The organism is Paludicola sp. MB14-C6 (assembly GCF_030908625.1).
GTDB lineage: Bacteria > Bacillota > Clostridia > Oscillospirales > Ruminococcaceae > Paludihabitans.
This window is the reverse complement of sequence record NZ_CP133133.1, coordinates 2,857,319-2,883,868: the sequence shown is the minus strand read 5'-3', so window position 1 is coordinate 2,883,868 and position 26,550 is coordinate 2,857,319. Positions and strand designations below refer to the sequence as shown.

The window sequence follows — 26,550 nt, the reverse complement described above, 5'->3', positions numbered from 1 at the left end:
CAAACGCTCTGTTTGGTGGTTTATGTTATATCTATTAAATTGATTTTTAAAAATTGACACCACTATGGTTTCGTATCAATGCTAAAGTTTCGCTCACTTTAATTGCTAACGAATTACAATAATCATAGTAATCTTGATTGCTATTGAATTTTGTTATAAAATCATAAAACTGTTGAGCCTCATATTGCATAGGCTGTATATCTGCTTTGGATTGATATATTATTTCAGTTTCACCGTCAGGGTGCATTAACAATATCTCTTGCAAAGTAGATATTTTTTTAATGAGAATGGTACCTTTATCACCATGAATTTCACTATAGCCAGACCCGTTTGCTACTTTGGAATAGCTTAATTGAACCAGTTTATCCTCATATTTTAAAATACTGCCGCCACACAAATCGATTGTTGATGGTAATAAAACTGCATTAGACTGTATACCGTTATAGTCAGGAAACAGATGCAAAGCTGTATACAAGCAGTATACTCCAATGTCCATTACACAACCAGTTTTCATATTGATATTAAAAATATTTGGAAGTTTGCCTTCTATTAAAGCTTTATATTTTGAAGATAATTGTGAATAGTCAAATCGTGCCATTGAAATTCGCCCGATTTTTTTCATTGTATCTTGTATTAACTTCATTTGTGGGAGATGAATCGGCATAATAGCTTCCATAAAAATCACATTGTTTTCTTTGGCAATACGGATTAAATCTTGGGTTTCTTCTTTAGAACAAGTGATAGGTTTTTCACATATTACGTGTTTTTTATGTTCTAACATTAGCTTGCTTTGCGAATAATGAAATGCATTCGGACTCGCAATATAAACTGCTTGTATTTCCGATGCTTGCGCTAACTTATTTAAATCGGTATAGGTGTTTGTTATATTAAATTTCTTTGCAAATTTATTTGCTTGCTCTTGAGTTCTGGAATAAACCGCTGTTAGCAATAAGCCTTTTACTTGCTTTGCTGCCTGTATAAAAGATTCTGTTATCCAACCGGTTCCGATTGTTGCATAATGTATCATCTTACTCCCCCTTAAACGTATCACTGTAATTATATCACTTCAAATTACATGTTGCAAACTATGCTAATTAATTGTATAATTTTACTATTACTATTTGATATAAGGGGAAAGTGTAATGTTTACAATTAATGATATTCTCAGCTATGAAGTTCCCGTTACAAGAAAATTAAAAGTAAAAATTATAGATATCCTTGCCTTTTTTATCATTACAGTCGCTGCCTTACTTGCAAGAGCATCTTTATTTGATTTTGTTTCCAGAGACTATGAATTATTTTTACATCCTTGGTTTCATTCATTGAAACAAGCGGGTGGTTTGAATGGAATTGGACTTCGCATTGGTGACTATACACCGCCTTATATTTATATACTATCGCTATTGACTTACTTGCCATTTAACAGTTTATACTCTATTAAGCTGGTTTCTTGTTTGTTTGACGTAGCTTGTGCCATTCTTATTTTTAAGATGCTTTTTCAACAATATAAAAAAGTACCACTTGCCCTATTGGGATATGGAATATTTCTATTTACACCAACGGTTTTATTAAATAGTGCATACTGGGGACAATGCGATATTATCTTTACCTTTTTTTTATTGCTTTGCCTAAATCAATCCTTACAAAATAAGCCGTTAAGTTCAATGGTCTACTTTGCAATTGCATTCACTTTCAAATTACAAGCTGTGTTTTTTGCTCCATTGTTATTGTTGCTTTGGCTGAAAGGCAAGTTTAAGTTTAAACACTTTTTTATCATTCCCTTAGTATACTTTATATCTGTTATACCGGCATTTTTAATGGGACGACCATTATTTAAATTACTCACAATTTATATATCTCAATCCGGACAATATCCCGAACTATCGTTAAATGCTCCTAATTTCTACAGTTGGTTTGGAACAAATGATACATCTTTTATTATTAGTAAAGCAGGAGTTTTATTCTGTGGAATTGTAATTCTACTATTACTTTATATCTTTTATTATAAAATAAAAACGCTTAATCACAATTTAATCGTATCGTTAGCATTATTTTTCGTTATATTGGTTCCGTTTTTTTTACCACATATGCATGAACGGTATTTTTATGTCGCAGATATTTTTGCTATAGTATATGCATTTACATTTCCAAAACAATTCTATATTGCAGTTGGAATTATTCTTTGTTCTTTAGCAAGTTATTGCCCTTATTTATTTCAAACTACACCGATATCTTTGAACCATGTTGCATTTATACTACTTGGTTTGTTACTCCTAATTGGAAAAAACATATTTCGACAATTACAATCGCAAAAGGTTTCAGAAAATACTGAATTATAATAATTAAGACCATCCTTTCGGATGGTCTTTCAGTCTGAAGAAAAAGCCCGATTTTGGCGTAACCAAAGTCGGGCTTTTGAATATATGGTTGAAAATTTGAAAAAAGTGCAAAGGATACAAAAAGGAGAGTTCACCCTCCACTTATGTATTGCAGCTTTTTAAGGTTCATGCACGCAAATTTAAGCCTAACCCAGTTTGTTACTTGGGCAAGACCTCGATAAGGTGTATAACGCATTGCGTATTTTTCTTTCGCATCAGCAAAAACTCGCTCAATCGTTTCTTTTCGCTGTGCATAAAGATCTTTGTATTTTATTGCATAACGAATATCTGAAACTTGCTCTAAGTACTCATGCCAAACATGAACTGTGTATTGTTTCTGGAATTCTTTACTTTCAGTGCATTTGTAACGAAACCCACAGATTTTACAGTCGTTTGGATTGCTTTTAAATTCTTTGTATCCTTCTCTATTCGTGGTGGAATAGTGTAAAACTTTATTGTTTGGACATACTACACAGTCAAAATATTCATCATATGAAAAATCATATTTCTTAAAAAAGCCTTGTTTTGTCATTGGTCTACGATATGGTACTAATAAATCTTTTCCATCATCTATAAGTCTTTTTGCAATATAGGGAGTATTGTAGGCACTATCTGCCACTATTGTTTGGATTTCGGGGTGGTTTTCTTTTAATTTATCATACAAATCATCGAATGCTACGCTGTCATGTACATTGCCTGCTGTTACATGAACATCTACAATGTAGCCTTTTTTGTCACAAGCTGTATGTGCTTCATAAGCAAGGCATTTCTTATGCTCTCCTTTATGAAATACACCGCTTTCAGGGTCAGTGGTTGATTCATTGATGATTTTTTCTTCTATTTTAGGTGGCTTTGTATCGTCAAATGGCTTTTTTTTATGTTCTTCTCTATCTTTATTGATTTCGTCCATTAGTTGTTTCTCATAATGTTTTGCTGCTACGGGGATTGATTTCTTTACAACCTTTTTTATATTTGCATTTGCTTTTATATGGGTTCCATCTACAAATACCACCTCTGGGTCAAGATATCCCATATCATTGATTTCATTCAATATCCAGTTGAAAATGCATGCAATAGTATTCTCGTTAAATCTATGTTTAAAGGCATAACTTATTGTTGTAAAGTGAGGTATTTGTTCTGTCATTAAATATCCTAAAAACCAACGATATGCACAGTTCATTTGTACTTCTTCTACCAATTTGCGCAACGAACTTATTCCATACAAATGTTGTATTAAGACCATTTTGATTAGTACTACTGGGTCTATGCTTGGTCTTCCATTATCTTTACAATACAAATCCTCTACGAAATCATATATATGACAGAAATCCACTGCACTATCTATTTTTCTAAGCAAATGTTCTGCTGGAATAAATTCTTCTAAGCACAAAAACTCTACTTGTGTTCGGTCTTTTTTAGCTTTAACTAACATTTAATCACCCTATTTAATTATACCATTTTTCGCGTCAAAAGTCCCCTAAATCATCGAATTTAGGAGACTTTTTCTACAAGCTGTAAGACCATCCTTTCGGATGGTCTTTTTATGTATAACATTATGTTAAGCGAGTGGAACTTGCTTTGTAATTTCTGTTTTATCTTCACCTTGTTCTAATTTAACAGAAATGTCTAATGCTGTTTTCATATCTACTGGAGTATAAGCAACTTGCGCAACGATTTCTTCATTTGGCTTAATTGGTTTTGTTGAAGTAGCAGAGTCAAAAGAATCGCTCTTAGGAACTGCAGCTAATTTTAAGGCTTGATCACCTTGTTTAACAGTAACTTTAGTTGAAAATTTGAATGCTAAACTTTTTTGTGTACCATTTTTGAATTTGTATTCTACAACAATAGCGTCCTTGTCATTTGTATCCTTAGCAGGTTTTGCTGACAAAATCTCTACTGAAATTTTTCCGGTCGTTTTTTCAGTTGGCGCAACTGAGGTATTAGATGATTCCTCTCCTTTACCACCACAAGCAACGAAACTAAAACACATAACGAAACATAATGCTAAAGCTAATAATTTTTTCATTTAAACTCCTCCAAATCAAATTATTAATCATATTTGAAATAAATTCTACAAGATTTATTTCCTATATATAGTATAGCATATGTTTTTATATTTGTAAACAAATAATTATAACTAGTTTAAAGTTTTTTATGCAATATGCTAATATCAATGACATTAAATTCAAATAAACAGGTATAAAATAGAACCAAGTCGATTGCTCGACTTGGTTCTATTTTATAGTCTCTATATCATTTTGAATTGCTCGACTTGGTTCTATTTTATAGTCTCTATATCATTTTGAATTGCTCGACGCAAGTCATCTAGGCTCAAAAATTTTTGTTCTGCACGCAACATACGAACAAAACATATCTTGATATCTTTATTATATAAGCTTTCATTGAAGCCTAAAATATGAGTTTCGGATAATGGATTTCTTTCACCATCAATCGTTGGCTTTACACCTACATTCGTTATGCTTTTATAACTAACATTATCGATTATTGTTCTTGTTTCATATACACCGTACTTAGGCATAACTTGTTTTTCTGAAAGCAAAATATTAGCAGTTGGAAATCCTAACGTTTTTCCGATTTGATTTCCATAGGAAACTTGTCCTTTTATAAAATACGGAAATCCTAGCAATTGATTGGTTTTTTCAATATTTCCTTCGGATAACAACTCACGAATATAAGTAGAACTAATTAATTGTCCATCTAGTTCATATGGCTCTATTATGACAAGTCTGATTTCATTTTGCTTGCATAAACTGCTTAATAAAGCTGCATCGCCTTGCGCATTCTTACCAAATGCATAATCATATCCGCACACCAATACTTTTGCTTGAAGCTGTTTTACTAAAACTTGATAGAAAAAATCAGTCGCGTCATAATCAATCATTTGACTAAAAGGAGGCATATAAACCTGCTTTACGCCTAAATCATGAAATACATCTATTTTTTCATTATCTGTTAATATTGTTTTCATTCCTGATTTTTTTGGTATGTCTTTGTCCATATGAAATGTAAGTACTGTTGGAATAAAACCATCTTTTTCGAACGAGGTCATTGTTTTAATTACTTGTTGATGGGCTAAATGAACCCCATCGAAATAGCCTAATGCAACAGCTGTAGGCCCAGCAGACATTTCAAATGAATGGTATAGTTTCACTGATATCACCTCTGATTCTGCTTAATACGTGTCCTCATTCAAAACTATAAATAAAAATTTTGAACAGGATTAGTATTACTATCTGTAAAACATTTTTTCTATCACTAGTGCCATGTCTTCTTTATCTAAGCTTGCAAGCCCTAAGAAAACTTTTTCATTATCATAAACACGGTGCAAAGTGTCTATATTTTTATAAATAACTCGATTCAAGTCAAGCTTTACACCATTTTTAAATTTAATAGATTGTATTTCATTCAATTGGATTTTTGGAAGATGATAGAACAAGCGATCAACTGGAAGCAGCTGTTGTTCAATCGTTCCGTTGGTAGTATAGTCTTGTGCTTGTTCCAGCGTAATACAATCATCCAATGAAAATCCACAAGCTTTATCACGACATAATGCTGTCATTGTTCCACCTGTTCCCAGCAATTCACCTAAATCGCTGATAATAGAACGAATATAAGTGCCCTTAGAACATGCTATCTCTAATTTTCCTTTTTGAGTGGCTTTATCAAAATCCATGAGTTCCAGCTTGAATATCGTAACGGATCTTGGCTCACGCTCAATTTCTCTTCCTTGTCTAGCAATATCATAAAGACGTTGCCCGTTTACCCTTACCGCAGAATACATTGGCGGTATTTGTTGAATATCACCACGAAAATGGTTTAATTTTTCTATTATTTCTTCTTTTGATATCTTTTTTTCAAAGGTCTCTAAAACTTCTCCGCTAATATCAAGAGTATCTGTTTTAAAGCCAAACTCAAACTCTGCAATATAGCTTTTATCATCATTCGGTAACATGTCGCATGCTTTGGTTGCGTTACCTATAAAAATTGGTAATACACCAGTAGCTAGTGGGTCAAGCGTTCCAGAATGACCTACTCGCTTTGTTTTAGTCATTCCACGAATTCGTGCAACGACATCAAATGAAGTATATTCTTGTGGTTTGTTTATGCATAAAATTCCGTTCATTAAATTTGAATTCCCTTCGGCACTATTCAATCGTTTTTATAATAGACTGAATTGCGTCTAACAATAAGCGTTTTGTTGTTTTTAAATCTGAATCAATAAAGCATCCGGCAGCACGCTTATGACCTCCGCCGTTAAATAAAGCACAAAGTTGAGATGCATCCACTTTACTGGCTGTACGAATGGAAATCTTATATCCACCTTCTGCTTTTTCACGCATTGTGATTCCAATTTCAACGCCTTCTATCGTACGTGGAATAGATGCAACTCCATCCAATTCGCTTTCATCAGCGTTTGCCTCTTCAATCATTTTCTGCGTAATTGCTATTAATGCAACGTAATCAGAATAGTAATACTCAATCGAGCTTAATGCAAGCTGTTCCATTCTCACACGACTTTTAGATTTCGTTTCAAACAAGATGCGATTAATCCATTCATAATTCGCACCAAATCCAAACAGATCTGCCGCTGTGCGATGCGTTTTTTCCGTTGTATTAGAAAAACGAAAACATCCTGTATCAGTTGCAAGCCCAGTATATAGGCAATCGGCAATTTGTTTAGTGATAGCAATATTCATATCACAGATAATATCATACATCATTTCGCAAGTTGCGGATGCTTTTGCAACTAAGTAGGTATCTTTTGCATAAAGTTCATTGGAAGGATGATGGTCAATACACAAATCGACATCTTGCGCATAATGCTCAAGATTGCTACCAAATAACTGGATTGCGGCAACATCTACTGCAACAATATAGTCGGGTTTAAATTCTTGATGTTCGTACCCTTCCATTAAATATTGAAAACGTTGGGGAAAAATATCTGAGCATTCAACCCTTGCTTTTTTTTGCAGTGATTTCAGCGCATTATACAAAGCAAAAGCACTTCCTAATGTATCTCCATCAGGACTTTTATGAGTGATGATTAACACATTGTCGCTTTGCAAAAGCCTTTTTACTACCTCTGCTTTTGTAATTGTCATCGCTTTTACATCCTCCTGTAGCTGAAATAACGAATCCTATTCTTCTGAATCGGTTGTTTTTCTAAGTTGTGTTTCAATCATTTTGTTAATATTAGCACTATATTCAATGGAATCATCGGCAATAAAATGAAATTCAGGTGTTTTTCTTAGATGTAAACGTGATGAAATTTCCTTGCGAATATATCCACTAGCACTTTTCAATCCCTCAACTGATTGAACGGTTTGATCAAATCCTTCAATTGCACTCACATATACCTTACAATGAGATAAATCATTTGAAAGATTTAGCTTTATAATAGAAAGCATTTTTGAAATACGAGGGTCTTTCAGTTCACGAAATAACATACTTAATTCTTGTTTTAAGTCTTCTGAAATACGACCTATTTTAAAAGAAGCCATTGCCTTACCTCCACTTCTATTTCATAACAATTACTAGGTATCATACTAATTTGTGCTTAAAACTCTCTTATTAAATTTTCTAAAATCTGTATAAATCAAGCCTTTTTCGATAATATTTAAGGTTGTTATAAACGCAAATAAGCATGAAATGATACTCTAGTAATTGATGAACATTTTTATTAATCTCTGTATTCTTCAATGATAAAGGATTCTAGGATATCTCCTTCTTTTAAGTCATTGAATTTTTCTAGTCCAATACCACATTCAAAGCCTTGTGCAACTTCTTTAGCGTCATCTTTAAAACGTTTTAGTGAACTAATCTTATCTTCTACAATAACGATACCGTCACGAACAACACGAATCAAAGCAGAACGAACAACTTTACCGTTTAACACATAGCTTCCTGAGATAGTACCAACGTTAGAAATTTTATATACTTGACGAACTTCTGCACGACCAAGCTCTACTTCACGAGTTTTTGGTGCGAGCATACCTTTCATTGCTTGTTTTACATCATCAATTGCATCATATATAATACGATATAGACGAATTTCAACTTCATCATCATTCATTGCGTCTTGAATTTTAGGGTCAGGACGAACGTTAAATCCAATGATGATTGCATTAGATGCTTGCGCTAACATAACATCGGATTCTTTGATTGCTCCAACACCATTATGGATAACACGAACACGTACTTCATCGTTTGATAGTTTCTCTAATGATTGTTTTACTGCCTCTGCAGAACCTTGAACGTCAGCTTTTACGATAATAGGCAGCTCTTTCATTTCACCTTCAGCAATTTGGCTGAATAGGTTATCCAAAGTAACTTTCTGATATTGGCTGAACTTTTCTTCTTTTTCTTCATATTTTCTTTGTTCAACAAGTGTTCTAGCTAAGCGCTCATCCTCAACAGCATTAAATACATCACCAGCAGATGGAACTTCTGCTAATCCGGTAACCTCAACAGGGTAAGATGGACCTGCTTCATTTACTACTATACCCTTATCGTTTGTCATTACTCTAACTCTACCTACACAAGCACCTGCAATTAAAACATCGCCTGTTCTTAATGTACCATTTTGAACTAGAAGTGTTGCAACTGGTCCACGACCTTTATCAAGACGTGCTTCAACAACAGTACCTTTTGCTTGACGATTTGGGTTTGCTTTTAAATCAGCCATATCTGCTACTAATAATACCATTTCAAGAAGTTGGTCAACACCTTGACCGGTTAAAGCAGAAACCGGACAACAAATTGTTTCGCCGCCCCATTCTTCAGGGATTAACTCATATTCTGTTAACTCTTGTTTTACTTTATCTGCATTTGCTGATGGTTTATCCATTTTATTGATTGCAACAATAATTTGTACGCCAGCTGCTTTTGCATGGTTAATAGCTTCAACAGTTTGAGGCATGATACCATCGTCTGCTGCTACTACTAAGATTGCTATGTCAGTTACAGATGCACCACGAGCACGCATTGAAGTGAACGCTTCATGACCAGGAGTATCGAGGAATGTAATTTCTCTATCATTTGCTTTCACTGTGTAAGCACCAATATGTTGTGTAATACCGCCTGCTTCAGTTGTAGTAACATGAGCATTTCTAATTTTATCTAGTAGAGAAGTTTTACCGTGGTCAACGTGGCCCATAACAACAACGATTGGGTTTCTTGTTTCAAGATTATCAGAATCGTCTTCACTATCGTCAATTAAGCGCTCTTCAATTGTTACAACAACTTCTCTTTCTACTTTTGCGTTTAATTCTAAAGCCACCATAGAAGCGGTATCAAAATCGATTACTTCTGTTTGAGAAGCCATAACGCCTAATACCATAAGTTTTTTAATTACTTCAGCAACATTTACTTTTAAGCGAGAAGCAAGTTCAGAAACAACAATTTCATCAGGAATCATAACTTTTAATTGTTGCTTTCTTGCTCTTTCTAATGCCATTCTTTGTAATTTTTGAGCTTCGGTTTCTTTTTTATTTGAATATTTTGCTTTATTTCTTTGTTGAGATTTTTGGTTGATTTTTTGCTTTCTTTGGAAAGAATCCGTTTTTCTTGAAGCTTGTTGAGGCGCGATTTCTTCGTAACGCTCATTATATTTATCTAAGTTTACTTCAACTGTTTTAGTATCAACGTGGCGAATTGTTCTTTCTTTAGTAACTGCTGGTTGGGATGCAGGAGTTACTGGCTTTTGTTGATTATGAACAGGTTTATTTTGTGTAAATCCAGGTTTAGCATTATTATTATTTTGACCATTTAAGTTTGGTCTAAATGCTGGTCTGTTTTCTGAATGATTTTCAGAACGATTATTTTGACGATTGTCAGGGCGGTTGCCTTGACGATTATCAGGACGATTATTATTTGGTCTAAATTGATTTTCTTTTGGTTGTGCAGGTTTTTGTTGTGATTGTGAAGGTTTTTGTTGTGGTTGTTGCGCATTTGGTTTTGGCTCAGGCTTGCTTACTTCTGGTTTGTTTTCAACTGGTTTATTATCTTTCAATGTATCTTGCTCCTTCTGATCTGCTGATGAAAAATATGCATCAAAACTTTTTACTTCTGCCTTTGCCATATAATGATCAAATACTATGTTGAGTTCGTCTTCAGTTAAAGAAGAAGTTGGTTTCTTTGGCGTTTCATCTGTTTTCGCTAAAAATTCGATTATATCATTTGGCTGTGTATTTAAATCTTTTGCTAAATCTACAATTTTAATCTTTTTTGGTTTCATCTGTTTTCCTCCTCATAGCTATACGTGATATTTTGAGTGGATGCGTCTTTTTTTATCTTTTCACTTAAACCATAGTCGATTACGGAAATTACTCCTACACGTTTCCCTAGCAAATACCATAGTTCATCTAGTGTTAAATCGGTTGTAAGTAATGGAATTTCGAATTGCTCGGATAAATATATTGTTTCTTTTCTCGTTTTGGGCGATAAATCTTTTGCTAATACGATTAGTTCTGCTGAACCGTCTTGCATTGATTTTTTAACCACATCAAAACCAAGTATCAACTTTCCTGCACGTTTACAAAGAGATAAATCTTGAGCTATTTTATTCATTTTCAGCTAATTCCTTTTCCATTTGATCGTAAACCTCATCAGGGATTTTACAAGAAAATGCACGTTCAAAGCCTCTTTGTTTTCTTGCTTTTTTTAAGCAATCTAAACTGCAACATACATATGCGCCACGACCTGCTTTTTTACCAGTTAAATCAAGGAATATTTCATTCTCCTTGTTTTTCACTACGCGCACAAGCTCTTTTTTGGGTTTCATTTCGTTGCACCCTGTACATTTTCTGAGAGGTACTTTTCTTGTTTGCATTAATATCCTCCTTTAGGTTTTTCTTTGAAAATTATTCCGCTATTTCTTCTTTTGGTTCTTCTTTTGGCTCAATTGGGCCACTTTCAGGTCTAATATCAATTTTATAGCCGGTCAATTTTGCCGCTAGTTTCGCATTTTGACCTTTATTTCCGATTGCTAATGACAATTGGCTATCTGGAACAATAACACGACAAGTTTTTTCTTCTTTATTCAAAATCTCAACGCTAACTACATCGGATGGTGATAATGCTTGCGCAATAAATTTCTCTGGAATATCGTTGTATTGAACAATATCAATTTTCTCACCGTTTAATTCATTCACTATGTTGGATACACGAGAGAAGTTTTTACCAATACAAGCGCCGATTGGATCAACATTTTCGTCTTTACTCCATACTGCGATTTTCGTTCTGGAACCTGCTTCACGAGAAATGGATTTTACTTCTACTGTACCATCAAAGATTTCAGGTACCTCCATCTCGAATAAACGTTTTACTAAATCTTTATGGGTTCTTGAAATTTTCAATGTACATCTTTTTTCTGTACTTACAACATCATTTACATAAACTTTGATGTTGTCACCTTCTACTAAAATCTCATTTGGAATTTGCTCATTCTTAAATAAAATTGTTTCGGTTTTATCAAAAAATACAGTTGCATTTCCTGTTTTTGGTTCAACTTTTACTACCTTAGCATTTACTACTTCATGTAATTTGTTTTGATATTGCTCGTATTGTTTTGCTTTTACTGCATCGGAAATCGCAGTATGGATCAAGTTTTTACCGGATAATGCAGCAATACGGCCAATTTGCTTAGTATCTAATTTAATCGAAAGTCTAGTACCTACTTTTGCACGTTTGTTTTTTTGCTGTGCTTCATCAATATGAATTTGTGTTGTGGAATCAGTTAACTCATCTACAACATCCTTAATAACGCAAACTTTGAATTTCTTTTCTTCCATATCCAATTCAACTTCTACATTATCTTCTCCAACGGTGTAGTATTTTCTTACTGCAACACCAATTGCATTTTTAATTGCATTTAAAACATCTTCTACCTTGATTCCCTTTTCTTTTTCCAATAATTCAAGTGCGTCAAATAATTCGTTATTCATTTTCTAAAACAATCCCTTCGTTTTACTATTTTATAAGATAATTACTTTCGTTTCTTATGTGAATGCAGATTAAAATTCAACATATAATCTTACATAAGCTACATCATTTAATAAGAACGTATAATTATGTTCTTCACATTCAATACTAATTGCATCATTTTCATATTTTTGAAGCTTACCAACAAAATCTCGCTCACCATTATATGGGCGAATTAGCTTAAGTTGCACTTTTTTTCCGATACATTCGTCAAAATGCCATGATTTTGTTAGTTCACGTTCTAATCCTGCTGAAGCTACTTCCAAGCAATAGCTTTGATCGATTGGATCTACTTCGTCAAGCAATTTATCCAACGGACGACTTACCGCTTCACAATCATCTACACTAACGCCGCCAACTTTATCAATGATCACACGAAGCAACCAAATTGATCCTTCTTTTTCAAAGCGAACATCCCATAAGATTAACCCTAATTCATCAACAATTGGCTTCACTAGATCTGTTACAATTTTAACTGTATTACCGCCGTTCTTTTTCATACAAAACTCCTAACGTTGTTTATTGCAATCGATTTCATCTTTTATAGAAAATCACATTTAACACATCAAGTTCCTTTTAACTTTTTACAATATTAGTGTTCCATAAAGATAGAGATGTAATCGAAAATAGAAAATTAAAATAAAGGAAAGACTGGGTATTCCCAGTCTTTCTCCTCCATTACTATTTACATCTTAATTAACTTTATTTAGTATACCACGCTTATTATCAAAATGCAAGTATTTTTTACTCATTTTGTAATGAATTCTAATGATTTCGTAATTACAAAAATTTTTTCTTATTACATTATAACAAATCTATTCAAAAAATAGTTGGAAACAATCGCTGTATTTTGCTTCCATCATGTTAATGTCGTGTGTATGTATTTCTACCGTTGAACCATTTTGAGTAAATGGGATTTGTTGATGATTACGAAGAAGTTCAATTCGTTTAACAGGTTTATCAATTGTTAAATAAACTGTTCGGAAGAAGGATGGTACTTCATCAAAAAGATAGAATGCATAAACAACTCCATTTTTTTGCGTATAGACTACGTTTTTATCAGTGGTGTTTTTATATGCTTTTGTTTCATATATTCCATCACCATTTACCTTCAACCAGCTGCCTAATTGACGTAAAGAATCTACTCCGTTTTTCGGTAATTTTCCATCTGGTTGTGGTGCAATATTTAAAGCCAAATTTCCGCCTTTTGAAACAACATCAAGCAATTTATGTACTAATGTACGACCCGTTTTATAATGGTCACAATATCGATATGAAAAGCCATCGCCTAATGTTATATTGCTTTCCCAAGGAACGTCGATAATTGCATCCGGAACGGTTTGCTCTGGAGTAATAATATTCTCATATTCTCCGCCTACAGTACGGTCACATACAATTAAATGAGGTTGCGTTGTAGAACGAATTTTTTCTACAATTTCGCCCAACCGAATATCTTGATGAAGATTATTCGGTTCAACCCAGCCACCATCGAGCCATAAAACATCTACTTTGCCATAATTAGAAGTTAATTCGGTAATTTGCTCATGCGTATATTCAACAAATTTATTCCAAATATCAGGATGTTTTTCAATATCATAGTTTACATTACGTGTTTCCGCTTCAGGAAATTGATCACACCAATAGTAATTACTGTGCCAATCAGGCTTTGAAAAGTAAGTAGAAATCGCTAATCCTTCTTTTCTAAACGCTTCATATAAATGTTTTACCATATCCGCATACTTATGTGTATGGAAAGGGCAAGATGGATCGGTTATTTTATAGGTTGTTGTTTTGGTATCATACATACAAAAACCGTCATGATGTTTGGTTGTAAACAATAAATATTTAAAGCCGCAATCCTTTGCTAGTTTAGCCCATTCATCCGGTCTGAATTTTACAGGATTAAAAGTTTTATTTGCATTAATATATTGCTGTTTGAATTCATCCATATCATCTGTCCAGTCAATATCTTCACGTGACCAGTCTGCATCTCCATTTGATAATGGCCATGATTCGCAAATTCCTAATTGAGATTCCGGCGCAAAATGCATCATTAAGCCAAGCTTTAACCCCGTAAACCATTTTAAATGCTCTTGTACTTCTTTGCTCTTAGGAGGCACATAATCTTGTGCATTTGAATAATTGTGGACGCCATCCACTAAAACAACTTCACTCATAATAACTCCTCTTTCCTACAATTTCTTTGTAATATAGCTTTTGCATTTTATAATCATTATCTTATCACAATACCTTATCGCATTCAATATGATTTACAATATCATGAAAGGATTTAAAATAAATATTTCTATTTGCACATAATACTAACAATCATTGATAAGTAATATTTATTTTTCTGAGTCCAGCGTGATTGCCATATAGCTACCTTTTACAGTATAAACAACACAAATTGTTGTTTGGCCTTTGATTCCATAATAAGTCTTTGCACTAGCCACATTTATTTCTCCTGATTCGGTTGTATATCCTGCATTTTTTACCACATTCACATATGCTTCATATTCCCTCTCGCTAACACCTTCTAATGTTACTACACAAGCATCTACCGAATTCACTACACCAATGACCTTGCCTGATTCACATTTAGGGATTAAATCTGCAGCCTTCCCGCTCGGCCAAGTCGTTTGACCAAATGTTGCTTCATCTCCATCCTCATCTTTTACTGAAAATTTATTTTCATCTATATCAACTTTTCCCTTATCACTCACTACATCTTCTATTGCTTTTTCAATCTGCTTTTCTTTACCATTCTGCTTGTTATTACAGCCAACCATCATCCCCATAGTTATAGCTATTAAAACAAATAACGCAACTACTTTTTTCATCAAAAGCCCTCCTACTATTTAAAAATCAACCTAGTAATTCAACAATATGTATATGATTGAACTACAAAGTTTATTTCGATTGACAAAAAAGTTTCATCACTTCATGCAAGAAGCCAGCGTCATTTTGACGCTGGCGATATCATTAATCGGTGGTAAACAACTATAGAAATCTACGCCCCCGTGGACGATTATGAACTACAAGCTGCCGTCAATGATAATCCATTAACCATGATGAGAAACTCATAGTTCTATAGGTTATGTCTATTTTAGCGTCTACCTTTTATCATCGGCACTGCTTGTACTTCTTACCAGTTCATTTCTAATATAATCTTTTTATTATTTAACAAAAAGATACTAAATAACTCGTTTTATAAGTATTAGACTGTTAGTTCATATCTATAAACCGCATCATACTCTTTGCAAAAAGAAATCAAAACATTTCTTTTATTTAGGTTATAAACTGCCGACCACTGCTCATCACCAGGTATTACATTTTTCTTCAACAACTCTAAAGCATCGTTTTCCGAAATAACGCCATTACGTTTTACTAACTCATGTTCAATATTTTCATATCTATCTTTTCCAAACCCATTATGGAGTGGATTATTATATAAAGTAAAATTAGTTACTACTTGATAGTTACAGTTTTTCTTTGTAACGACCATCTCTCCATTTACAAACTCAATTACCGCTGAGTTTCCTGTTACATCGGCTACCATATAGTGTATTGGAGAAACGATATGAAATAAGTTGTAATTCTGTGCTAATTGAATTGCTTCTTCAACATTCTTTGCCTGATTTAATATTAACCTAGGTAATGTTAAATCTAGTAAGGTGATTTTATTGGTAGTCGGATAAATTCCATCAACATCAGTTAAAATTGCGACAGCTAATCCATGCTCATTTATTCCATCAGATGGGCTATATGGTGCTGCCAATGTTAATTTTGAATCAATATCCAATGTGTCATATGTATATTCATCCCAATCCAATTCAGCCATATTCAATAATCCTATCGAATGATATGTATTACAATCCTGTAATTTGATAACCATAGCAGTTGCACATTCACAGTCCATATTTCGTGCAAAGATAAAGTCGCCATCCAAATTTTTGGCAACAAACGCAGCACATCCAAAATCTTGATTTTTTAAATTTGCCTTATCATCAAATATAAGTCTTTGAGTCACAAAGTTGATATAGTCATCTATATTACATACACCTTTTGATAAATATTCATCAAATTCATAATCACCAAAGTAATCCATATAGTAATGACTATTGCTAATTCTTTTAATCTCCGCTCTTATGTTCTTATTGATATTTTGTACTACTTTCATTATTCGTTTTCCGCCTTATTTCTCATTATTAACGTAATTAGTGGTCCATCTTACCTATTACTTAGAGTAATCCTTAAAACAAATGTTTAAATCGACATCACCTTTTATTCCGTCGACTTTGCCTTTTCCTGTATACTGCCACATTTGAAAATCATATGGAAAAAATGGAGTTTTAAAATACTGTGCAAACCACTTATCATACATTGTCAATCGTGACATATCTAGCTTTGCGACAAACCACTTCACATTAGCATATATCATAGGTGTGTACCCTGCACTCTTGATTTTTTGACAAAAAGCAACAGTAATATCAGTGCGTTGAGCTGTGGTTAGCGAATTAGTGCGAGCATTTTCTTCTAGTATTTCTTCAGCATCAAAAACAACTGGATATGTAATTTTATAATCCTTTATATATTCTAAAACTGTGTCTGCCTCTTGGATTACCTCTTCTATTGTAATTGCTTGAGAAAAAAAGTAAACACCTACTTTTATACCTGCAGCAATTGCTCCTTCAATATTTTTTTTACAGGATTCATCAATTGTAATCTTTCCATTTTGATATCCACGAAATCCAATACGAATAATAGCAAACTTAACATGATCAGCCTTCACTTTATTCCAATTTATATCGCCCTGATACTTTGATACATCAATACCTTTTATGCCAGTAGAAACACCGTTTTTTTGATATTGTATCTCAGAATCCAAATATACTAAGTTTTTAAAGTCATATGGGTTCTTAGGTAACTTTTCGTCTATTGGAGCATATACAATTTGGTCAGAGTCCTTATAAACAATAACATCATTAAAAAAACGCTGCAAAAACTCAACACTGACATTATACTGCTGCGCATATGCTTTTAACGATTGTGTTGTGATAGCGTCAGCAACAGATGATGATGGCAATTCTGATTTTAATTGTGGTTTTGCGCTTACTGGAATCGAATTGTTTCTTTTGTATTCCTCAAAAAGTATAATTGTTACCACTAATGATATGCAAAGTAAAATACTTATAATGGTTAACACAATTACTGTAACTCGTGCAGTTTTCTCTCGTTTCATTATTTCGGTTTCCTCCATATTTTCTTTTGCTAATATCTAAAATTCTTATTATTCAGACAACTTCTTACTCATTATTAATGATTGGTCACAACTAGTATTGTGCATTCTGCACATTATTCTAATAAGCGACAATAACATAAAATCCATTATTCTTTTAATTATATATTAAATTCCATTATAAAGCAACAAAATAACCAATATTTATTATTTTAAGCCGATTATATAATAAGTCATAAATGAAATAAGTGCAATAAAATATTTGAAAACTTCGGAATTTCTATTGTGTATTATGTCGAAATACGATATACTATACGCATTAAATTATGCAAAAATAATGTGACGATATGCTTTTATAATTATGATAATAAAAAGCAAGCAGGATAATAAAGACTATTAATTAAATATATACTGACGATTGTTTCAGAAGCGAATAAGGTGGGTAATAAAAAATGAGGATTGCAATTTGTGATGATATGCCGGATCAACTTGAAAAAATATATGAACTGGTGAGTGAATACGTACAAGCCAATCATATAAATGCTGATATCAAAACTTTTTCACATCCGGATAATCTTCTAAGGTATTGCGAATCGGAAAATGCGCAGCTTTATGTGCTTGATATTGTTATGCCGATGATGAGTGGTGTACAGCTGGGGCAAGAAATTCGAAATCTTGATCGTGAATCCCAAATTATTTACGTAACCACCGCCCCTGAATTTGCCCTTGATTCTTTTAGCGTTCATCCTTTAAATTATCTATTAAAACCTATTCAAAAAGATAAACTATTTGACACACTTTCTCTAGCAATAACCAAGATAAAAGCTGATGAAGTAAGTTTAACCATTAAAACGAAAAACGGATTACATACTATTTCAATCGCTTCTGTTATTTATTGTGAATATGTCAAACACGCTGTAAAATATGTATTAGCAAGCGGTGAGATAATCGAAACAACTACAATTAAGGGTAGTTTTTCAGATTATATTTCCTCATTACTTGCTGACAAACGCTTTATTCAACCGCATTCTGCTTTTGTTATTAATATGAGCCGTGTGCAACGATTAACTCGTGATGGGTTCACTATGTGTAGCGGCGCTTTTGTACCTATTTCAGGCAAGCTGTTTACACAAGTAAAAAATAACTATCTGAATTTTCGATTAAAAGATGAGGTAACAATATGAAAGTAACGCTGATTCATGATATATTACGTGCGGTTACTACGGATATCATGCTGATTTTGCTTATTTTTACTATGTCCACACCCAAGTACAACAAAAAATATATTTATATTTCAGTAGCAGTTTTAATTACATCATTTAACCTTGCAACAAATATGTACTTTTATTTATCTCAAAATTACTCTGCAGTTGTTTTAACAGATTTAATTACATTAATACTTATTGGATTTGCATTAAAGCCATTCTTTAGCGAAACGGCAATGCAATGGTGCTTTAGTTTTGTAACTTTGCTTAATATTTATGCTGCTATTGTTTTTATAAGTTATTATTTATCCGCAATTTCCCCCCATCCATATTATGGTGTTATCGTTTTAAGGATAGTATGTTTTGGTGTGATAATATGGATTTTTCGAAAAAAGATAGGTCCACTCTATCGAAGCGTAAAGGAATACTGGCATGTATATTCATTACTTACCGTTTCACTTTTAGTAAATTACATATATTATTTATTATGCGGTGATATTGAACAAACAATGCAAGAAAATTTTATTCCTATAATGTTTTTGATTTTTCTAACTTTATTTATATATATCGGTATTTTTCTTTCTCTTAAAATTATTATTCAAAGATATACGCTTAGAGAAGAAAACATAAAAATTCAAACTGAACGTGTACTCTTACAAAAGACTACTGCAGAAATGCAGCAAAGATTATCACTCATGGATGATGCCGTAAAACAAATGCGAGTTGTACAGCATGACAGACGCCATTTTAACGCCACTTTAACTGAGCTTATTGAGCAAGGAGAAATTGCACAAGCACTTACGTTAATACAAAAGCAATCAGCTGCACTTCCACAAGGACCAAGAAGTTATTGCGAAAATGTAGAAGTTAATGCAGCCGTTTGCTATTATGTTGCAATGGCAAATGAAAAAGGAATCGCTTGCGATATTAAGCTAAATATTCCAAAAAATGTATCGGTAGATGGTTTAGAACTTGCTATAATGATTTCTAATTTATTAGAGAACGCTATTCAGGGTGTGTCAGCGGTAGTAGACGAAAAACAACGAAAGATTAGTTTTACTGTAATTGATACAGGGCAACTCATATTAGAAATAAAAAACTATTATGTCGGCAAGATTGAAACGGATGAATATGGGTTACCATTATCTAAGAAATCAGGTCATGGATTTGGGACGCAAAGTGTTGTTTCATTTGCAAAAAAATGGAATGCTGAACTGGATTATGAAATTTCAAACAACCTTTTTCAAGTAAGAATGATTATATAGAATTGATAAGTTTTTATTTGTCAATACCAATATTTAATTATTTTCTTAAATATTAAGTAGAAAAACGAGCCTATTAAGTATTTTAGGCTCGTTTTTGTATTTTTATGTTAAAATTTTTGCATGTTAAATAACAAAAAGGCGGTGGCTATGTTGGAAAATATAAAAAAAATAAAACGAGATAATTTACCCTTGGATAAACCAAACTGTGAGGGAAATGTTTGGCCAAGACAATATTGCCCTGCTTTTACTCCACGAGGCGGAAGTACACAAAAAGAATGCTGGTATTGTATTTTTGCTGATTTTCATTTAGATAAGCCACAAGCAGTAGATGTTGGGGTATGCTATTATCCAAATAAAATGAATTAAAACCAGAAACAAAAATAAGGGAGGTTCACTTGTGAAGAAAGAAGATTTATTTTTCTACTCATTAACAGCTTTTATAGGAACAGCTGTTTTAGGGTTTATAATTACATTAATAAAACGTAATACTTTAACTTTACTTTCCAATATCTTAGTAATTCTATTTTGGATACTACTGCTGATTGGAATTGTACTTTTAATCGCTCTTGCAAAAAATACAAAGCCTAATAAGAAAGAAATATTCCGTTCAGTAAGGTTTTTTAATAATAAACTTATGAAAATTGTTGATTCCATTCTGATATTATCTATTACTTGCACTGTAATTCTTAGTGTATGTAATATCAATATGCCTTTGCTTTGGAGCATTGTTGTATTTTCAGATATACTTTCCATAGAATCGCATTTTTTATTCAATGTTATATAAGGAGAAATTAAGCAATGAAAAAAAGAATTATAAGCATGATACTTGCTGTATCTATGGTATTTACAGTGTTTTCCGGCCTTGCTTTTACAGAATCAGTAGGAATTTCATTAGCAACAACTAATTTAAATATGTATCATTTATCCTATTTTGAAGGAAAAACCGGAGCGAATAGCGCTACTTGTTATTATGTGGCTCCAACCGTATCCGGAACGGATAACTCTCCAACAATTTCCTTCCCGCAAAAAGACGGTACACATCCAGGAAATACCGTTTGCAGTGGCGGAGCAGTAACCAGTAAATATTCCATGGACTTTACTCGAAGCTTCGCCATTGAAGGAAGTGCCGGATTTGCATCCCGTGATGGTATTAGTTTTGCGTTACATAATAATCCGAACAAAAAAGCGTTTGCTCCTAATTACTCCACCTGTATGTTAGAACAATCCTATCAGGATCTATCATATAATACAACAAACTTTACGTTAAACAACGGTTCAAATGACATTGAAAAAGGCTTACTTTGGGAGTTTATGCAAATAACAAACGATGTTACAAATTCAAGAGCCTACAAAGGTGCATATAGCTATAAAATTAATAGTCTTAATAATATGTCTGCTTTTCCAGATGACAACCAAAGCGGACATGGGGGATATGGCATTAAGAATTACGGCGTTTCCAATCAAGATGGTCCTTTTACATTAAAATGGGAATGTACTGATGCTTCTACTGCCACCGGAAAATTAACGATGTTGATGGGTAGCTCTACATTCACCTATAGTAATTTGTGTGCTAAAGATGTTTTTGGTAGCTTAGACAATGCAAAAATGGTTTATTTTACAATGTCATCTTGGGCACCAGCGTATATAACAGGTCTAAACCTTGATGATCAAACTAAAACATCTAGCTTCACCATTGATAAAGCCTATTACACCGACAGTGCCAGTGTAAATGGCTCAACCTTAGACATAAGTTCAAAGTATTTTGTTGATGCAGACAATAACGGAAGTTATGAAACGCAAATTACCGGTGATGAAACCATTAACCCAAATCAGAATGTGTTGGTACGCAATATTATATCCAACAAAAATAAGAATACCAAAGAGCCCGTAACTACCACATTGCTAATTCCAAATATTTCAGTAACCGATGGAACTACTGATACTAAAATCAGTTCTCCTCTCGACACAAAATTCTATTGGAAAGAGCATAATGGAACAGAAACTTTAAGAAATGATATGTGTCATTCTGTTGGGAACGGGCCATTCAACACAACAAATATATATGATGATTATGCAAGAATAACTCTTCCGGCAGGTGGCGATGGAACTAATATTTATGAAGATGCCTACGCTGTTTATGAATATACTATCAATCCAAACAGCAACAGCGAAAAAATAAAGGAAACGATTCAAATAGGCGTTTCTCCATTTACTCCTACAATAAATAATTCTGAAATATCCTTTGTAAAAACTACGAAACCTTCTGTCAACTTAAATACGCCTGTTTTTATTAACGATAAATCCGGCTACTGCTTTAAATCAGCGACTATTAACAACTTTACATTGGTTACCGGTATTACCTTTTCCGCATCAAAAAGCACGACCGTTCAATATGTACCTAAATTTTTAACACCAAGCTCAAAGCTAGAAAGCATTAATGGCGAAACTCGAACGTTTACTTATGTTTTTGATAAAGGAATCACTGTTTCACAAGCAGAGGAATTTATCCGTGGCATCATATTCAATTATGTAGCCGGTTCGGAAATTTCCGTAACAATTGATAATAACGTAAACAAGCTACCTGATGGTGCAAAAATTACAAAATTTGCACACCCAGATGGAACAAACCATTATTATATGTATGTGCCAAGTGACTTCATATCTTGGTCAACTGCCTATAACGAATCAAAAAGCTACACCTATATGGGCCAAAAGGGATATTTGGCAACCGTTACTTCGCAAGAAGAGGATTCTGTCCTTACAAACATTTCTACCACTAGTGCATGGTCTGCAGGAACACGCTATTTAAATATGGATCGTTCAACGTTTGCTGATCCTACTTCCGTTTCTGCTTTAATTGAAAAAGCAAACTACTATTATTGGGCTTGTGGACCGGAAGCTGGAACAATCTATTACAACAGTATCTCCCCTACACCAACACCTGGTTCAGGCAACACAGGATATAACGGAGCTTATAATAACTGGGGGGCAAATCCAGCTCAACCCGATGCTTATAACGATATTGAAGCTTGTATGCAAGTAAACTGGCCATTTGACAATGGTGCAAATGAAAAAATGCGTTGGAATGATTTGCCGAATGAAGGTTTGCCAAATCTAGATCTTGTAAAAGGCTACTTCGTTGAATTCTCGAATTATGCAGGCGGTGTAGACAGTAATTATAGCAGCGATAAGACTGCTATCACTTCATATGACCTTATGACAGACGGCGGTGTAGAAGAGGTTACTACCGTTACCTTAAATGAACCTGTCTACGGTAGTACTAGCAAATCTGTTTTTTCCTTTGATAATGCAGAAATTACAAATATCAGTACAGTGTATTCACTAACGGTCAAACTGGATAACTACACGAATGTGCTTGCAAAGCCGACAGCACCTGTTCCTTCAAACGAGCTTTCCAACATTGCGGGTGCAACGAATATGATTACCTATCAATTCCAAAATGGTATTTCACAAGCAGAAGCACAAAGCTTTTTGCGTGGGCTCAAATTCCGTTATGGCGGTTTGAAAAACAGTTCTAAAACCAATGTCAGCGTTACAGTTGACGGTAACAAAACCAATCTTCCAAAAGAAGCCAACATTACTGAATATAACGGACATTATTATATGTATGTAGACGAGCCTCTCTCTTGGACAGATGCATATAATAAGGCAAAGACCTACTCCTATATGGGAAATATCGGTTATCTTGCAACCATTACTTCCGCAGAAGAAGATAAATTGCTAGATAATATCAGCTTAAATGGCGCTTGGTCTGCCGGTACACGTTATACTGGAACTTATGATACGAGCACTGCACCAAATGGGGCATTAGATCAATACTTCAAATGGTCATGTGGTCCAGAAGCAGGAACAAACTATTATTACTTTAATTCAACAGCTGATAAATATCCAGTTGATAGTGCATATAACGGATTTGTGGATTTAGGAGAGCCGAATGGATGGTATAATCCAGAAGACGGAAAAACTGAATGTTGTATGCAAGTTCATTACAAAGGCGCATTTAACAACTCAAATAATGCATGGAATGATTTAAGAGATGTCATTTATGATGGTAGTAATGGACTTAAAGTTGGCTACTTTGTTGAATTTTCCGACTACTCAGGCGGACGGGTTGACGGCTTTATTCAAAGTGCAAACGGCAAAAGTACCGTTCCAATTACAGTTGAAAAAGGTGATGTATTCAACAGCGTAAAAGAAGGCGGAACTTATTATGTAGATACCATTTTAACCGCATTTGACCACAACATTAATCAAATCTCCGTCAATGGGGCATCCGTTTTAAGCGGTTATACCTTACCTGGAAATAAAAATACTGCTTTTTCAATTCTTGCAACTGACTTAGAAGGAAATACGGCAACTACGAACATTACAATGAAAACCATTGCCAGTATTTCAGAACCAATTAAGAGCTTGACGGTTAATAATGTACAAACGAGCAATATTCCTTCCATTTTAGCAGTAAAATCTACTCTGAAATCCATTGATCAAACTACTGCAAGTGATGTACAAAAAGCAGAAATTACAAATGCAATTCAAAATTGTAATACTCTTTATTGGTCGCTGTTTCATGCCATAGCAACTGCACCTAACGGCACAAATGGCTGGTATAAATCCGGTATTGATGCTATTTCATTGACCGCCCCTAGCGGATTTGAAATCAGCACAAGTGCCACAGGTTCATGGACAAATTCACTTACTGTTAATAAGGCAGATGGTCAAAATAAAACAGCAAGCTATTACCTAAAGGACACATCTACAGGAGAAATTTCCGATGAAAAGACCTTCTCATACAAAATAGATACCGTTGCACCAGCAGGTAAAATAGCAATCAAAGCGAATCATTTCACAAGCTTTTTAAACACAATTACCTTCGGAATATTCATGAAAAATACAGTTGATGTTACCATTTCCGCAACAGACGCTTTAAGCACGCCTGTAACAGTTTCCTATCAAAAGGTTACCCCAAGCAATAGCTATAATGAAAACGGAACATGGATAAATGGCTCTTCTTTCTCCGTAAAAGCCAATGAAAAATTCTCCGTATATGCTAAAATTACAGATAACGCAGGAAACACCAGCATTATCAATACACAAGGAGTAGTAGTTTATACTGACAGCACAGAAAATACTACTGATATCAGTTTTACAAGAACAAGCACCACCGATATTACTGCAAAGGTAAATCTCAATGGCAACACAATTCAAGAAATCAGTAATGGTGGCAAAGTTATTGCAAGCAGTAACTATAGTGTTGCAACAGACGGAACTATCACCTTCCACGCAAGTTACCTAAATACTCTGGCGGCGGGAACCTATACCCTAATTGTTAACTATAGCCCTATGGGTGAAAGCTATACTTCGGGTACGTCTATTGGTGATGCTCCTGCAACTACGACATTAACTCTTGCAGTGAACGGAAAAGATTTGTCTGATGACAACGATAACCCGAAAGCTGATATAACCATCACACCTTATAGTCATACTTACAATGGAAAAGTGTTTCATCCTACTGTCACAGTAAAAGACGGTACAAATTTACTCACCGTTGACACAGACTATACTATTAGCTGGGATTCTGACATGACAAATGCCGGTGAAAAAACACTGATGGTTACCTTTAAGGGTATTTATTCAGGAACAGCAGTTAGAAAAGCTACAATTGCAAATGCTGAAATTACCGATACAACAAACAAAGCCCAATCAGCAACATATAGTGGAAGCGCAAAGTCTATTTCAGCTCCTACAGCAACTTCCATTAACGCTCAACCTCTTACTGTAAAATACAGTACAGATGGTACTACATATACTTTATCTTCTCCACCAAAATTCACAGATGCCGGAAACTATACTGTATATTATCAGTTTTCTGCCCCAAACCACAACAGCATTACAGAAAAGATTAGATTTACAATAAATGCTGCAACCGATAATAAAATCAGTGGACTTTCTTTGGAAAGTTGGAAAGTCGATAATAAAGCAAATGAACCGAAAGCAACCGCAACCTATGGTACTCCTGTATTTACCTATAGCGACAGTGAAAATGGTGTTTATACAAGTATCGTTCCAATAAAAGCAGGAAGCTATTTTGTAAAAGCAAGCGTTGCCGCAACAGATAATTATAATGCTTGTGAGTCAAAAATCAACTTTACTATCTTTAACAAGGACAATTTTTTCACTAAACCCAATAATCATAATCCGCAAACAGGTGATACCAGCATATTGATATGGCTAGCCCTCCTGCTAATCATTAGTGGTATTTTAACATTTCTTTGCTTTACGAAAAAGCCTAAAAAGAATTCCGCTGAATAATCAGCCAACTAAAGATAATAGCCTCCCTGTGGTAAAACCATAGGGAGGCTCAGCTTGTAGAAAAAGTCTCCTAAATTCGATGATTTAGGGGACTTTTGACGCGAAAAATGGTATAATTAAATAGGGTGATT

General features: G+C 34.0%; 22 protein-coding genes. 6 read left to right on the top strand and 16 right to left on the bottom strand.

Annotated elements, in window-relative coordinates; genetic code table 11:
• Nucleotides 1-46: 46 nt before the first annotated feature.
• On the bottom strand, nucleotides 47-1,027 hold the full coding sequence (locus tag RBG61_RS13670) for a Gfo/Idh/MocA family protein (protein WP_307944414.1): 981 nt from the start codon (nucleotides 1,025-1,027) through the stop codon (nucleotides 47-49).
• Between the two features lie 115 nt (nucleotides 1,028-1,142).
• On the opposite strand from RBG61_RS13670, the gene RBG61_RS13665 reads away from it, so the two are divergent.
• The gene (locus tag RBG61_RS13665; RefSeq protein ID WP_307944413.1) at nucleotides 1,143-2,339 is read left to right on the top strand and encodes a hypothetical protein; all 1,197 of its coding nucleotides are present in this window, start codon (nucleotides 1,143-1,145) and stop codon (nucleotides 2,337-2,339) included.
• A gap of 130 nt (nucleotides 2,340-2,469) precedes the next feature.
• Here RBG61_RS13665 and RBG61_RS13660 read toward each other — a convergent pair whose 3' ends face one another.
• From RBG61_RS13660 to RBG61_RS13590, 15 genes are all read right to left on the bottom strand, one after another.
• Nucleotides 2,470-3,810, bottom strand: coding sequence for an IS1182 family transposase (locus RBG61_RS13660; protein WP_307944411.1), 1,341 nt, complete (start codon nucleotides 3,808-3,810; stop codon nucleotides 2,470-2,472).
• A gap of 126 nt (nucleotides 3,811-3,936) precedes the next feature.
• Nucleotides 3,937-4,404, bottom strand: coding sequence for a DUF5067 domain-containing protein (locus tag RBG61_RS13655; protein ID WP_307944410.1), 468 nt, complete (start codon nucleotides 4,402-4,404; stop codon nucleotides 3,937-3,939).
• Between the two features lie 252 nt (nucleotides 4,405-4,656).
• The gene (locus tag RBG61_RS13650; RefSeq protein ID WP_307944409.1) at nucleotides 4,657-5,550 is read right to left on the bottom strand and encodes a bifunctional riboflavin kinase/FAD synthetase; all 894 of its coding nucleotides are present in this window, start codon (nucleotides 5,548-5,550) and stop codon (nucleotides 4,657-4,659) included.
• Between the two features lie 78 nt (nucleotides 5,551-5,628).
• Nucleotides 5,629-6,522 (bottom strand): tRNA pseudouridine(55) synthase TruB, encoded by an 894-nt coding sequence (gene truB, locus RBG61_RS13645; RefSeq protein ID WP_307944407.1) that lies wholly within the window; start codon nucleotides 6,520-6,522, stop codon nucleotides 5,629-5,631.
• A gap of 22 nt (nucleotides 6,523-6,544) precedes the next feature.
• On the bottom strand, nucleotides 6,545-7,501 hold the full coding sequence (locus tag RBG61_RS13640; protein ID WP_307944405.1) for a DHH family phosphoesterase: 957 nt from the start codon (nucleotides 7,499-7,501) through the stop codon (nucleotides 6,545-6,547).
• Nucleotides 7,502-7,537: 36 nt separating this feature from the next.
• Nucleotides 7,538-7,900 (bottom strand): 30S ribosome-binding factor RbfA, encoded by a 363-nt coding sequence (gene rbfA, locus RBG61_RS13635; RefSeq protein WP_307944403.1) that lies wholly within the window; start codon nucleotides 7,898-7,900, stop codon nucleotides 7,538-7,540.
• Nucleotides 7,901-8,079: 179 nt separating this feature from the next.
• Entirely contained in the window at nucleotides 8,080-10,635 is a 2,556-nt protein-coding gene (gene infB / locus RBG61_RS13630) for a translation initiation factor IF-2 (protein WP_307944402.1), read from the bottom strand.
• Entirely contained in the window at nucleotides 10,632-10,967 is a 336-nt protein-coding gene (locus tag RBG61_RS13625) for a L7Ae/L30e/S12e/Gadd45 family ribosomal protein (protein ID WP_307944401.1), read from the bottom strand. Before RBG61_RS13625 ends, infB begins: the two co-directional genes overlap by 4 nt.
• On the bottom strand, nucleotides 10,960-11,229 hold the full coding sequence (gene rnpM, locus RBG61_RS13620) for an RNase P modulator RnpM (protein WP_307944400.1): 270 nt from the start codon (nucleotides 11,227-11,229) through the stop codon (nucleotides 10,960-10,962). The genes RBG61_RS13625 and rnpM overlap by 8 nt, the downstream gene beginning before the upstream one ends.
• Before the next feature lie 31 nt (nucleotides 11,230-11,260).
• Nucleotides 11,261-12,343, bottom strand: coding sequence for a transcription termination factor NusA (gene nusA, locus RBG61_RS13615; protein WP_307944399.1), 1,083 nt, complete (start codon nucleotides 12,341-12,343; stop codon nucleotides 11,261-11,263).
• 69 nt (nucleotides 12,344-12,412) lie between these two features.
• A complete protein-coding gene (gene rimP, locus RBG61_RS13610; RefSeq protein WP_307944398.1) occupies nucleotides 12,413-12,880 on the bottom strand; it encodes a ribosome maturation factor RimP in 468 nt (155 codons plus the stop codon).
• Nucleotides 12,881-13,195: 315 nt separating this feature from the next.
• Entirely contained in the window at nucleotides 13,196-14,557 is a 1,362-nt protein-coding gene (locus RBG61_RS13605) for an alpha-L-fucosidase (RefSeq protein ID WP_307944397.1), read from the bottom strand.
• Nucleotides 14,558-14,725: 168 nt separating this feature from the next.
• Nucleotides 14,726-15,220, bottom strand: coding sequence for a DUF6591 domain-containing protein (locus tag RBG61_RS13600; RefSeq protein WP_307944395.1), 495 nt, complete (start codon nucleotides 15,218-15,220; stop codon nucleotides 14,726-14,728).
• A 377-nt stretch (nucleotides 15,221-15,597) separates the two neighbouring features.
• Entirely contained in the window at nucleotides 15,598-16,560 is a 963-nt protein-coding gene (locus RBG61_RS13595; protein ID WP_307944394.1) for a linear amide C-N hydrolase, read from the bottom strand.
• A 57-nt stretch (nucleotides 16,561-16,617) separates the two neighbouring features.
• The gene (locus tag RBG61_RS13590; RefSeq protein ID WP_307944393.1) at nucleotides 16,618-17,622 is read right to left on the bottom strand and encodes a glycoside hydrolase family 25 protein; all 1,005 of its coding nucleotides are present in this window, start codon (nucleotides 17,620-17,622) and stop codon (nucleotides 16,618-16,620) included.
• Between the two features lie 449 nt (nucleotides 17,623-18,071).
• Here RBG61_RS13590 and RBG61_RS13585 point away from each other — a divergent pair, with 449 nt between their 5' ends.
• The 5 genes from RBG61_RS13585 to RBG61_RS13565 all read left to right on the top strand — a co-directional run bounded on the left by RBG61_RS13585 (nucleotide 18,072) and on the right by RBG61_RS13565 (nucleotide 26,419).
• On the top strand, nucleotides 18,072-18,803 hold the full coding sequence (locus RBG61_RS13585; protein WP_307944392.1) for a LytR/AlgR family response regulator transcription factor: 732 nt from the start codon (nucleotides 18,072-18,074) through the stop codon (nucleotides 18,801-18,803).
• Complete coding sequence (locus RBG61_RS13580) at nucleotides 18,800-20,089, top strand: GHKL domain-containing protein (protein WP_307944391.1); 1,290 nt, start codon at nucleotides 18,800-18,802, stop codon at nucleotides 20,087-20,089. Before RBG61_RS13585 ends, RBG61_RS13580 begins: the two co-directional genes overlap by 4 nt.
• Nucleotides 20,090-20,239: 150 nt before the next feature.
• Nucleotides 20,240-20,455, top strand: coding sequence for a hypothetical protein (locus tag RBG61_RS13575; RefSeq protein ID WP_373889714.1), 216 nt, complete (start codon nucleotides 20,240-20,242; stop codon nucleotides 20,453-20,455).
• A 31-nt stretch (nucleotides 20,456-20,486) separates the two neighbouring features.
• On the top strand, nucleotides 20,487-20,873 hold the full coding sequence (locus RBG61_RS13570) for a hypothetical protein (RefSeq protein WP_307944388.1): 387 nt from the start codon (nucleotides 20,487-20,489) through the stop codon (nucleotides 20,871-20,873).
• Nucleotides 20,874-20,887: 14 nt separating this feature from the next.
• The gene (locus tag RBG61_RS13565) at nucleotides 20,888-26,419 is read left to right on the top strand and encodes a X2-like carbohydrate binding domain-containing protein (protein ID WP_307944387.1); all 5,532 of its coding nucleotides are present in this window, start codon (nucleotides 20,888-20,890) and stop codon (nucleotides 26,417-26,419) included.
• Nucleotides 26,420-26,550: the final 131 nt, after the last annotated feature.

Coding starts and splice junctions, on each gene's coding strand:
- RBG61_RS13590 (WP_307944393.1), bottom strand. CDS start 17,622: ATGAAACGAGAGAAAACTGCACGAGTTACAGTAATTGTGTTAACCATT.
- RBG61_RS13565 (WP_307944387.1), top strand. CDS start 20,888: ATGAAAAAAAGAATTATAAGCATGATACTTGCTGTATCTATGGTATTT.
- RBG61_RS13665 (WP_307944413.1), top strand. CDS start 1,143: ATGTTTACAATTAATGATATTCTCAGCTATGAAGTTCCCGTTACAAGA.
- RBG61_RS13625 (WP_307944401.1), bottom strand. CDS start 10,967: ATGAATAAAATAGCTCAAGATTTATCTCTTTGTAAACGTGCAGGAAAG.
- RBG61_RS13670 (WP_307944414.1), bottom strand. CDS start 1,027: ATGATACATTATGCAACAATCGGAACCGGTTGGATAACAGAATCTTTT.
- RBG61_RS13600 (WP_307944395.1), bottom strand. CDS start 15,220: ATGAAAAAAGTAGTTGCGTTATTTGTTTTAATAGCTATAACTATGGGG.
- RBG61_RS13640 (WP_307944405.1), bottom strand. CDS start 7,501: ATGACAATTACAAAAGCAGAGGTAGTAAAAAGGCTTTTGCAAAGCGAC.
- RBG61_RS13655 (WP_307944410.1), bottom strand. CDS start 4,404: ATGAAAAAATTATTAGCTTTAGCATTATGTTTCGTTATGTGTTTTAGT.
- rnpM (WP_307944400.1), bottom strand. CDS start 11,229: ATGCAAACAAGAAAAGTACCTCTCAGAAAATGTACAGGGTGCAACGAA.
- rimP (WP_307944398.1), bottom strand. CDS start 12,880: ATGAAAAAGAACGGCGGTAATACAGTTAAAATTGTAACAGATCTAGTG.
- rbfA (WP_307944403.1), bottom strand. CDS start 7,900: ATGGCTTCTTTTAAAATAGGTCGTATTTCAGAAGACTTAAAACAAGAA.
- RBG61_RS13585 (WP_307944392.1), top strand. CDS start 18,072: ATGAGGATTGCAATTTGTGATGATATGCCGGATCAACTTGAAAAAATA.
- RBG61_RS13605 (WP_307944397.1), bottom strand. CDS start 14,557: ATGAGTGAAGTTGTTTTAGTGGATGGCGTCCACAATTATTCAAATGCA.
- RBG61_RS13595 (WP_307944394.1), bottom strand. CDS start 16,560: ATGAAAGTAGTACAAAATATCAATAAGAACATAAGAGCGGAGATTAAA.
- RBG61_RS13580 (WP_307944391.1), top strand. CDS start 18,800: ATGAAAGTAACGCTGATTCATGATATATTACGTGCGGTTACTACGGAT.
- RBG61_RS13660 (WP_307944411.1), bottom strand. CDS start 3,810: ATGTTAGTTAAAGCTAAAAAAGACCGAACACAAGTAGAGTTTTTGTGC.
- infB (WP_307944402.1), bottom strand. CDS start 10,635: ATGAAACCAAAAAAGATTAAAATTGTAGATTTAGCAAAAGATTTAAAT.
- truB (WP_307944407.1), bottom strand. CDS start 6,522: ATGAACGGAATTTTATGCATAAACAAACCACAAGAATATACTTCATTT.
- nusA (WP_307944399.1), bottom strand. CDS start 12,343: ATGAATAACGAATTATTTGACGCACTTGAATTATTGGAAAAAGAAAAG.